The organism is Eubacterium sp. BIOML-A2, from assembly GCF_009680135.1.
GTDB lineage: Bacteria > Bacillota > Clostridia > Lachnospirales > Lachnospiraceae > Faecalicatena > Faecalicatena contortus_B.
Window position 1 is genome coordinate 67655 of the sequence record NZ_WKZK01000002.1, and the last position, 11169, is coordinate 78823.

Sequence of the window (11169 nt, forward strand, 5' to 3'; positions counted from 1 at the left end):
ATGTTATCATTTAAACACACGCTTAAACGCACGCGTGCGTTTAAGCGTGTGTTTTCGTGCGTTTAAGTTAATAACTTATATCGTGCACCTCTGCCTTTTCCTACTAAAACAAGCTTCTTTTTGTCCACCAGCCCTTTCAATACCCGATATGCCTGGCTGTTATTTATGTTTAATAGCTCACTTACATTATCCCTTGTAACATATCCTTGCTGCTTAGCCAGCTTTATCACAAGTTCATCATGCTTCAGTTTGTCTATCCCCGTTTGTCTGACATATCCCACTGCATTATTCTGCGCTCTGTAAACCTTTGCGCTTAAGATGTAAGTTCTGGCTTTCCCATTTCCACTCGCCTCTACCAGACCGCTCTCAAACAATTTCTCTATATTTGCTTTCGTTCTCGCCTCGCTTACATGGATGGTTTCCGACAATTCACTGATTGATACACGTCTTTGATTTTGCAGCGCTGATAAAATAAGCAGTGAATTAATTGGCAGCATTCTCCCCATTCTGTTCTCTTCATTTGAAATCATCCTAGCAAATGCCAGATCTGGCTCTGCTCTTTGGATAAATAACTTAACATATCGTTCCGTTGATTCTGAATAATCCGGCAGAGGACGTCCATAGATGATAGACCCTTCAAAAATACGATCAATCCCCCTTCCTGTCCGTTCAGCCAGTCCAACTCTTTTTAGTGCATCAGCCAGCGCCGGGTTCCGCCCATGCGGCTCCACTGTAAGTAGATTATTCAAGTTAACACCATCAATAAATCCTCCCGGACTACTAATGGACATTCCTTCATCCTCAATCGCTAAACGTACCATCTGCAAAATAGAATAATCCCTGTGACAAAAGGCATTTACCAATCCTTCTCGAAAGGCTGATTCCGAAAATTCCGGAACCGGTATTCGAAACAGTCCATATTCCATTTCCCGTTCCGGATTCCATGCCTTTAAATAGTTTTCAAAAATTTCAAATGTGGCCAGTAAAGGTTTTGTAAACTGTTCATTTATTCTTACCTGTGTTCCCTCAAGCACCTGAAAACTTGATTTTGCTGTCGGTATCACCTCCTGTAGCCTTTCTTCCTTACCAATGAGTAGCATACCTGTAACTGTGGGATAAAGAATTCCATTTTCTTCTTTCACTAAACGCAGAGCTTTATCCAATTCGGTATCTGTTAATTCCAAGAGGGACTTTTCGCCTTTTCGTATCTTTATAATACTCCGCAGGCGAGCTCTTTCATTTGGGTCTAAATCGTCAATTGTTGTTCCCGAAACTACTTGTGCAGAAAAATCGAGCATACTTAGTTCCGATAATCTGGTGTTAATTTCATATGGGTACATAGGAATATTTTGCGGTGTCCCATCTAATTTTAGCCGGCGCCTTAATATCTTACCATCCGAAGATGCTACAATTGTTTTACTCATCGGAATTTCTATTTTTAAAACATCATACCCCTCTTCATGCATGAGCTCTGTTCTAACGGGAACGGATGGAACTGTTCTGTTTGCGATCAAAGCCGCCGCTCCAATCTCGTCAGTATGATGCTTGTGAACGCCTGTGATATCACCATTATCTTCAACTCCAAGAAATAACACTCCGCCTTCCGTATTCGTCATTCCGATCACTGCCTCTATTAAATCTGTATCGCTCAGTTTTTTCAAATCACTTTTAAATTCTATTGTAAGAGTCTCTTTATTTGGTATTGTTCGCATAAAAACACCTCCTAAAACGCATTATATCACACTGTATGTGTTTAATCAATTGCCCAAAACACACGCGTGCGTTTATTGGTATATTTCATAACAATTCGAGCTTGCCCATATATATCTTTATTTCTACTCAATAACAATTTTCTTTAAAATAGAGACCGCATCGAGTAAAGAAATTGGATAATAAAAAACCTTATCGATGTTCATTTACAAGATCGATAAGGTCTTTCATCTTATTATACTCCTAACGCTACGATGGCGCTCTGTTCCAAAATACCAAGCATTCACTAAATTGACTCAATCATCCAGCACCTCCATCAGCCGGTCCACATCTTCTTTCGTATTATAAAAATGAACCGACACGCGGAGTCCTCTCCGGTAATTAACGCAGATATTCTTTGCTTTCAATTCTTCAAAAACTTTCTCCGCATTTTCACAACCAAGCAGCGTGATACCTGCAGCCCCGCCCTTACCCGGTGACAGCAGTGTAAGGTGCTTCCTGCTCCGGATCTGCTCCCTCAGATATCCGGTCAGCTCCTGTACTCTTTCCGTGATCTCCCGCTGATGCTCCAGAACCACCTTGACTCCCTGACGCGCCCCATATATCCCTGAAAAGTTCATATTCCCCGTCTCATACTGTCTTGCTTCTCCCGCCAGGTCAAATTTAAAGGTGCTGTAATCAAAGATATTCTTCATGCCGGCCCATCCCGTAAAGGGAACCCCCAACTCCGGCAGTGCCTCTTTATTGACGTAAACAAATGCGATTCCGTCCGGTCCCAGCAACCACTTAAAAAAACCGCTGATGACAAGATCCAGATGCACCTTCCGCACGTCCAGCGGAAGAACTCCCATCCCCTGAATTGCATCCAGTACAAAATACATATGATTGTTTCTGCAGAATTCGCTGCACATTTCCAAATCCGCCACCATACCATTGGCAGACTGTACCCAGCTGATACTCAGCGCTTTGGTTTTCTCATCGCATATTTTAAAAAGTTTCGGCTCGTCCAGCACTCCGTCCGTAATATCCAACATACGCACTTCTACCCCACGGGCTTCCATGTTCATCCAGGGATAGACATTCGAAGGAAATTCCAGATTGGTAATCACCACATTATCGCCCGGTTCAAGCTTCAACGCTTGTGCCGCCAAATTAATTCCCATGGAGGTGTTCTGGAGAAACATGATTTCTTCCGGGCTGCTTCCGATCAATGAGGCTATATCCTGCCGCAGCAGATCTGCTTCCTTCCAGTATTCTGCAAAGGCCGGACCGTATTTGCGCCGTTTATCGTGAAATGCCTGAACCGCCTGCCAGACTTCCTCTGGCATAAGGGACATGGCCCCTGTATCTAAATAGCATTTTTCGCAATTCGAATGGATGCTCTCTGCAATTTTATCTAAGGATTTCATCTATTCCCTCCTCTGCTGCTCTTAATATCATATCTTTTAACACCGCTGCCGCTGTTTCAATCTGACTGATCTCGATGTATTCTTCCCGGGTATGCGCCTGATCGATGGAGCCTGGCCCGAATACGAAAACGGGGATGTCCCACTTTGCCAGCTTACTTGCATCACAGCCATATGGAAGTCCCGCAATCTCCGTCTCCAGCCCATGTTTTTGCATCACTTCCTGCATCCCTGATTCCAAATGTTCCGGCAGCTGCGCTCCATAGGCTGGATCAATCAGATACGGAGCGCCAAACACAACGCGTTCCTGATCCTCTTCGTTTAAATTCTCCAGAATAATACTCTGGATTTCCCGATATACTTCCTCCCAATGCTCACCCGGTATCATTCGCCGGTCCACATGGATTGCACAGTGATCCGGCACGGCATTCACAATCCTCCCGCCCTCAATCAGAGATACTGCAATGGACGCACTCCCACATCTAGCATCCTTTCTGCAGACGATCTGCGCCTCGATCTTCTCCTGAATAATCCGGATGATCTCCGCCATCAGATAGATTGCATTCACGCCCTTCTCCGGCGTGGATGTGTGCGCGGCCACCCCCGTTGTCTCTATGCGAAAGCGGATGCTGCCCTTGCATGCAGCGGCCAGCCGCAGCTCAGTCGGTTCCCCGACAATAACTGCCGCCACCTTGTCCCGATGTTCCCAGACCAGGAACTCATCCACGCCTCTGTGCCGGAACTCCTCATCGCAGCACAGGGCAATGCATATGTCAAAGGGCAGATTGCCATGTTTCTCTCTTAACTGTTCCAGCGCCAGGATCATCGCACACAACTGCCCCTTGGCATCGCAGCTTCCGCGCCCCCGGATTCTTCCCTGCTCTGCCCGAGCACAAAATGCCTGCTCCATCTCCTTTGCATCCACCACATCACTGTGTGTCTGCAGCAGAATGATGGGCTTGCTTCCAGGCATCTTACTGGTGCTGATAAGCAGGTTTGTTCTGCCGGGCAGAACCTCCTGTTCCGAGCAGTAATATCCCTTCTCCGCCATCAATTTCCGCACATGCCGGACATATTCTTTCTCCCCAAACACCGGATCCTCATCGATGGCATGATCCCCGGGGTTCACACTCGGGATTTCCACAAATCCTGTTAAAAGCCTTATGATTTCAGCTCTTAGTACACCTTTGCGAATCGCTTCCCTGTTCTGTGCCGCCCCTTTCTCCTGTCTGCCTGATTTATTGCCACTGCTGTTTTCCCGCTTGATTTCTTTCTTTTCTTCCATTTCCCCCACACTCAAAATGACGGCGGCATAAATGCCCTGGACATATGATAGATTGCTTTATCCACATGATCCTGTGCATGGCTCAGAATCACCATGCGGTGTCCCGGGAATAAAATATCCAGGTCAAGTCCCGCCAGCTTCTTGATATCCTTTCTGTATAAAGACAGATCGCAGCCCGGGCAGTTTAATAACCCCACTACCCCATTTGCAAATACATAATCTCCGGAAAAGAGCACCTTTCTCTTTCCGTCATCCAGCAGGTACAGCAGCATTCCTGCACTGTGCCCCCTCACTTCAATTGCCTTCAGGCAGTACTTCCCGACTCTGACTTCATCTTTGTCCTGCAGAAATGTATCCGGCTCCGGAAAGAGATACTCCCGCCCCTCGGGATAGCACCCCGTATGCCGGGAGATCTCATATGCCTCTTTGACATCCTCCGGATTTTCCTGCATATCCTTCCATTCTCTCAAAGGGGCAGCGACTTCGATCCCCAGTTTCTGCAGGTCTCTTCCTCCGCCACAATGGTCGGCATGCAGATGGGTCAGATATACCCGTTTCAGTTTGCGGATGTCGATGACCTCTCTGATATTTTGCAGAATCCGTTCTGTGTCGTAGCCCACACCGCAGTCAATCAGCGCAGCCTCCTCCCCGCCGTCAATCAGATAAACATGACAGTCATACTCATTTGAGATCCCAAATTCTGCGCTCCCAACCAAATAAATGTCTTCTGTCAGCTTCATGGTTCCATTCAGCTCCTTTCCACGATCCTGCCGCTGTCACAGGACTGAATCAATAACTGGCAAAATTCAATTCCCATCACAGCCTGCTCCACAGTTACAATCTGCCGGTCTGTTCTGCCAAGCACAAGATCAATCATGTGCTGGTCTTCATTAACAAGGGCTCCTGTAAGCCTTCCGTTCACCTCCGGCCAAAGCGTCATATCATAGCTCTCCATCTTCCCGTCAAACATGGACGAAAGCGCATTCCCCGGACAGTTCAGCCTGATCTGCCCCTTAGACGTCATGATAACCATCTCCGTATCCAGATACTGGCCGTACTCGTCCGGCAGCCGCCATTGTGTCTCCAGATTGCAGAGCACGCCGTTTTCCATCTCTGCTATCCCAAATACAATATCCGGGCTTTCAAATTCTTCCTTTGTCCGCTTTTCCATTCCGCAGACCTTCTTTACTCTGGAACCGGTCAGCCATGTTATGATATCGATATCATGCGCCAAAGCCATAAAGACCGGATGCGTCCTGGAGTGCAGAGAGAATCTCTCAACCGGTACATTCCTCTTTACACGGATCGACTGGATTTCTCCATGCTTTTTTGCATCCTGCAAGATACGGTGCGCGTTATTATAAGAAGCATCGTATCGCAGAATGTGGCCCGGCAGAATGTGAAGCTCCGTACTTTGATCCAGGGCCAGAAGTTTCTCTCCATCCTCCACGCTCAGACAGATCGGCTTTTCCAGAAGCACATGCTTCCCCGCATGGATTGCCTTCTCAGTAAAACTATAATGGGTATCTTCTCCGGTTGCAACAATCACAACATCAATATCCGCATCATCCACAAGTTCATCCACATCCGTGTACCATTTGGGGATATCATACTCCTCACATAAAGCCTTCAGCCTGCTCTGGGTTCTGCAGCTGACAGCCACAAGTTCCGCCTCCGGGATCTGCTTCAATGTCTGAATGTGCATGCCCCCAAAATCACCCACACCAACAATTCCAAACCTTACCTTCGCCATATGAAACCTCCTTATCAAAAAGGGTATCTTAATATGCTCGCATTAAGATACCCGGTATTATTATTTTTGTTCCGGCTGTGCTATTCTTTGAAAGAACTGAGCCATTCCCGTTTCTTCTTTCGTTTTTCTTTTAACCGCATATGATACGATCACACATACGATCAATGATAAACAAGTACTTGTAGCGGTTGTTACTGCCAGCCCCTGAATACCGCCTGTTCCGGTAAATGATACGACTGCCCCGCCAATGGTTCCCGCAATCAGACCTGACAGCGCCCCTGTTGCGTTGATCTTCTTTACAAATAATCCAAGTACAACCATGACGAAGATTGGCATGTCTGTAATTGCAATTACGTTCAGGATTGCATTCAGCGCCCCGCCGATCTTGGGTACAAGCAGCGCCCAGCAGGTTCCCAAAACCGCCATGATAATGGTAACCAGCCTGGATACTTTCAGATACTTCGCAGAGGATTCATTAGGTCTCCATTTTTTGTAAAAATCTTCTGTTATCAGAGAAGATGACGCGCACAAAGCGGAGTCTGCCGTTGAAAGGCCGGCCGCAATCAGCGCCGAGAAAAAGATACCGATTAACCCTGTAGGAAGCAGTTTCATAAATATGGTAGGACCTACCATGTCAGGGCTCATAGATGCAACTGTCGCGGGGTCCAGCATGACTTTTGCCGCGATACCAGGCATAATCTCCATAATTGCCATAGGAATTGCAATCACGCCTGCCAGCAGAATTCCCCATCTTGCCACATTGACCGTCTTTGCCCCAAGTCCTCTCTGCATCACAAACTGGCTTGTAATGAAATAAGGGAATCCCAGCAATGTCATTGCGATAATATACGGCCAGCCGTTTGGATGTTCCAGGGCTGGAACTACTTCCATCATTTCCGCAGGCACTGCGTTCACAAGACCGCTCCAGCCGCCGAATTCCTTGAAAATGAAGACCATACCGATAAATAATCCGATCCACATCAGCACAAACTGAATCACGTCCGTCACAACAACAGATGTAAGACCGCCAAGATAAGTGTAGATCAATACAATTACCGCCGTACCGATGATAACAATCCAAAGCGGAATGTCAAACAGCAGGCTGAGGATTACTGCCGCCGCATAAGTCGTAACGCCCATTCTGTTCATGGTATCCGCGATAATCCATATCACGCTGATCAGGCCGCGGACCCTGCCGTCATATCTGTCTTCAAAGATCTCTGACATCGTCGTATAACGGAGCTTTCGGTAAACAGGGACGAATACGACCGCCGCCAGCACACATGCACAGGCATTCAGAGCAATCCACACAACAGATATTCCTGAGTTGTACACAACGCCCGGCTTCCCAACCATACTCCAGGTGGAGAAGTTTGTCGCCCCAAAGGTTGCCGCCAGTGCGAATGGCCCGAAGGATCTCCCGCCAAGGGCAAAGTCTTCAAATCCACTGACTTTTTTTGATACATAATAGCCGATAAACAACGTAAAGATCAGGTATAACACCATGATCGCTATATCAATAAATGAAATATTCAAGGATGCACCTCCTACTCTCCCAGCATCTTAATAACCTCATTCCGGATTACGGCGATAAAACCGCCAATGAACCAAACTGCATATCCGCCCAGCACGATCACGGTAATGATATGCCCGGACAGCCAGTTACGGAGGACGCAGCCACCGATAAACATTACCGCCCCAAGGGCCATCACCCACATGCCATACCGTTTCCTTGTAACCGGCGCGTGCTTACTTTCGAGAAAAAATATTTTCCCCCGGAACTCCATAAGCGGACCTATTATCATCAATAATGTGGAAGCAATGATAGAACCCATGATTAAAATAGTAACAAAATCCATTCAATTCCCTCCTTCCCGATCACAGCTACTTCAGTTCTGCGATCAGCTCAATTTCAACCGGTGTATTAAATGGCAGTTCGTTGGATGCAATTGCGCTTCTGCTGTGCCTGCCGTCTTCTCCGAAAACCTCGACTAACAGCCTGGATCCTCCATTGATGACTGCCGGCTGTAAGACAAATCCCTCTGCGGAATTCACAAACCCCAGTACCTTCACGATCTGTTTGATCTTACCGAGATCTCCGACGTACTGCTTTAAGACCGCGATCGCATTGATCATGCACTGTCTTGCCGCCTCCTGTCCCTGTTCCACAGTCAGCTCTCTGCCAACCTTGCCCTCATATAAGAGCTTTCCGTCTTTTTTGCAATCCTGTCCGGACACAAAAAGCAGTTTCCCTGCCTGTTTTACAGGCACATACTCTGCAATTGGCTTCACCGGCACAGGAAGTATAATGCCCAATTCTTCCAGTTTTTTCTCCGCGTCCATTTCTTTCGCCCTCCTTTATTCTGGTTTGTTTTCTCTTACCTGGTCCAAATAACTGTAAAATGTATATTTAGATATACTTAGAAAATCTGCTACCTTTTCTCCAGCTTTCGAAATTACAAATGCCCCTTTCTGATCCAGATACTCCAGTATCCTGCATTTATCCTCCTTTTCTAGTTTATTAAGCGGCTTGTCCACTTCCTGAAGTGCCTGCTGCAAAAGATAGTCTAACAGTTCGTTTACGTTATTTACGAAGATCTCTCCCTGCTCCCCGGCTGTCGTCTGATCCGTCTCGCTGTAGAGACTGTATCCGTTTCTCTCATGGAGCTGCTTCTCCATATCAATGGATACCGTAATGTCTTCGTTAATACAGATGGAGCCGATTGTGGTTCCCTCATCATCCTTGATGAAAACGGTAGAAGACTTGAGGATCCGGTCATTCTTTGTATGGGTAATATACTTATACATATTCCCGTCCTTCACCTTGCCGGATAATACCCGCAGTCCAAGATTGCTTCCGCAGTCTCCGATCTTACGGTTCGTAATGTGCCCATTACGGATATCTACGATCGTATGGTTGTAGTCTTTCGTCAAATCATGCAGTAGTATTTCTGTGTTGGTGCCAAGCTGCTGCTCCAGCATATCCAGAAGTCTTTTAAAAAAATCCCATTCGTCATATATACTTTTCATATCATCGCCTCCCAAACTATTTATTTGCATACTAACAATTTGTTTGATTTTTGTAAATAGACAATTTCACTATTTTTTTGTGTACTTTTTTGTTAATTATGTATGATTGACTTTTATATATAGCTAATTTACACTAAAAGAAACATAACTTTTTGTTTTGTTCATAACTTTTAGTTTGTTATAATATAACTTTTTGTCAGGAGGTCAAACATGAAGTATGATTTAGTCAGCGTGGGAGAAACCATGGTCTGCTTCCTTCCGGATTCCGTCAATCCATTGCGATATGTCAATGGATTTCGAAAAACGATCGCAGGGGCAGAAAGCAATGTGTGTATTGGATTATCGAAACTGAATAAGAAGACCTGCTGGATCAGCAGTCTTGGAAAGGACGAATTCGGTTCCTATATAAGAAACCAGATCCGAAGCGAAGGCGTAGATGTATCGGCTAATATTTCCGAAACTTCTTCCACCGGCATCATGTTCAAACAATTTACTTCCCACCGTGACAATGCCGTGTTTTACTACCGCAGGAATTCGGCAGCATCCGGCCTCACCCTGGAGGACATCCCCCTTGACCGCATCAAAGACACAAGGCTTTTGCATCTGACAGGCATACTTCCCGCATTAAGTGAATCCTGTCGTGAGACAGCCATGGGGCTGATTGAATTTGCGAATGCCCGCCAGATACCGGTGTCCTTTGATCCGAATATCCGGCTGAAACTCTGGGATGTATCCGCAGCCAAAGCGGCGCTGCTCCCCATGTTAAAAAAGGTGGATCTTCTCCTGCTCGGGGAAGAGGAGGCAGACGTTCTCTTCGGCGCACACGATCCGGATACCCTGCGGAAGGTACAAAAAGAAAACAACTATACCATGCTTGCCCTGAAGCGGGGTGCAAAGGGCTCTGCTGTCTTTACTCCGGATAGGGTTGAGGAGGTGGATTCCTTTCCTGTTAACAGCGTGGATAACATCGGAGCCGGAGATGCCTTTAATGCCGGATTCCTGTATGGTTATCTGGAGGAATGTTCCCCCAGGCAATGCGGTGTTCTGGGCAATGCAATGGGCGCATTTGCCGTTATGGGCCCTGGCGACACCGAAACCTTGCCTGATGCAGCATCACTGCATAACTTTATACAGCATCGTGATGAAATCTTACGGTGACGCGGACACTTGAAATGCCATGGAAAAGGAGATTATTTATGATAAGTGAAATTCTGAATCAGATCCGGAAAACAAAGATTATAGCGATTGTTAGAAATATTCCCTTCGAGTACCTGAGCGGCACCCTGCAGGCACTGTATCAGGGCGGTATCCGCAATGTAGAGATCACGTTCAATTCTCCGGATACCCTGGAAATGATCCGGTTTGCCAGGGAACACTATGGCACGGAAATGCTCATCGGAGCCGGAACCGTATTGGATGCCGAAACTGCCCGCAGTGCCATACTCGCAGGTGCGGACTTTGTTCTTGCGCCAACCCTTGATATTGACACCATCACCATGTGCAGCCGCTATTCCCGGCTTGCCGTTCCCGGAACACTGACCCCGACCGAAATACTGAGGGCCTGTGAGGCCGGAGCCCAGTTGATTAAAGTATTCCCGGTCGGGCCGATGGGGCCGCATTATATCAAAGATGTCCTCTCCCCGCTTCCTCAAGTAAATCTGTTGCCTGTCGGAGGTGTGAATCTGACTAATGCGGACGAACTCTTTGCCTGCGGGGCCTTTGCGCTTGGTGTCGGCAGTGATCTGGTGGATAGAAAGCTGATTATGAATGGGGAATATTCCAAGATTAGCTCTATTGCAGAGAAGTATATGGATATTGCGAATAAGTACGTAGAATAAACTTAGAAGACTAATAACATATCGTGAAAAAGACCTTACCGATTTCCACCGCACCATTTCCATTTGATCCTTGGCGCTGGTCTATATACATTTTTATACATTCAACAAGAGCTTCCGGCAAATATTTTGGTGCGAGAATTGGAGCTA

Annotated in this window: 11 protein-coding genes; 2 read left to right on the top strand and 9 right to left on the bottom strand. The window is 46.6% G+C overall.

The features are described 5' to 3' along the window. Positions 1 to 62 precede the first annotated feature (62 nt). From GKG43_RS01045 to GKG43_RS01085, 9 genes are all read right to left on the bottom strand, one after another. Positions 63 to 1712 (bottom strand): RNA-binding domain-containing protein, encoded by a 1650-nt coding sequence (locus GKG43_RS01045; RefSeq protein ID WP_050640516.1) that lies wholly within the window; start codon positions 1710 to 1712, stop codon positions 63 to 65. 294 nt (positions 1713 to 2006) lie between these two features. Next, on the bottom strand, positions 2007 to 3119 hold the full coding sequence (locus GKG43_RS01050; protein ID WP_129878373.1) for an aminotransferase class V-fold PLP-dependent enzyme: 1113 nt from the start codon (positions 3117 to 3119) through the stop codon (positions 2007 to 2009). Next, positions 3103 to 4401, bottom strand: a complete 1299-nt coding sequence (locus GKG43_RS01055) for a M20/M25/M40 family metallo-hydrolase (protein WP_129878375.1) — start codon at positions 4399 to 4401, stop codon at positions 3103 to 3105. The genes GKG43_RS01050 and GKG43_RS01055 overlap by 17 nt, the downstream gene beginning before the upstream one ends. 11 nt (positions 4402 to 4412) lie before the next feature. Further along, positions 4413 to 5141: an MBL fold metallo-hydrolase gene (locus GKG43_RS01060; protein ID WP_129878377.1), complete on the bottom strand. Its 729-nt coding sequence runs from the start codon at positions 5139 to 5141 to the stop codon at positions 4413 to 4415. Positions 5142 to 5149: 8 nt separating this feature from the next. Then, the gene (locus tag GKG43_RS01065; protein ID WP_055152953.1) at positions 5150 to 6154 is read right to left on the bottom strand and encodes a Gfo/Idh/MocA family oxidoreductase; all 1005 of its coding nucleotides are present in this window, start codon (positions 6152 to 6154) and stop codon (positions 5150 to 5152) included. Between the two features lie 60 nt (positions 6155 to 6214). Then, positions 6215 to 7690 (bottom strand): sodium/solute symporter, encoded by a 1476-nt coding sequence (locus GKG43_RS01070; protein WP_055152955.1) that lies wholly within the window; start codon positions 7688 to 7690, stop codon positions 6215 to 6217. Positions 7691 to 7701: 11 nt separating this feature from the next. Beyond that, positions 7702 to 8013, bottom strand: a complete 312-nt coding sequence (locus tag GKG43_RS01075) for a hypothetical protein (RefSeq protein WP_050640522.1) — start codon at positions 8011 to 8013, stop codon at positions 7702 to 7704. 25 nt (positions 8014 to 8038) lie between these two features. After that, positions 8039 to 8497, bottom strand: a complete 459-nt coding sequence (locus tag GKG43_RS01080; protein ID WP_055152957.1) for a RidA family protein — start codon at positions 8495 to 8497, stop codon at positions 8039 to 8041. Positions 8498 to 8512: 15 nt separating this feature from the next. After that, positions 8513 to 9184 (bottom strand): helix-turn-helix transcriptional regulator, encoded by a 672-nt coding sequence (locus GKG43_RS01085; RefSeq protein ID WP_129878379.1) that lies wholly within the window; start codon positions 9182 to 9184, stop codon positions 8513 to 8515. A 210-nt stretch (positions 9185 to 9394) separates the two neighbouring features. On the opposite strand from GKG43_RS01085, the gene GKG43_RS01090 reads away from it, so the two are divergent. Beyond that, entirely contained in the window at positions 9395 to 10342 is a 948-nt protein-coding gene (locus GKG43_RS01090) for a sugar kinase (RefSeq protein ID WP_055152960.1), read from the top strand. A 38-nt stretch (positions 10343 to 10380) separates the two neighbouring features. Next, positions 10381 to 11022 (top strand): bifunctional 4-hydroxy-2-oxoglutarate aldolase/2-dehydro-3-deoxy-phosphogluconate aldolase, encoded by a 642-nt coding sequence (gene eda / locus GKG43_RS01095; protein WP_050640526.1) that lies wholly within the window; start codon positions 10381 to 10383, stop codon positions 11020 to 11022. Positions 11023 to 11169 lie beyond the last annotated feature (147 nt).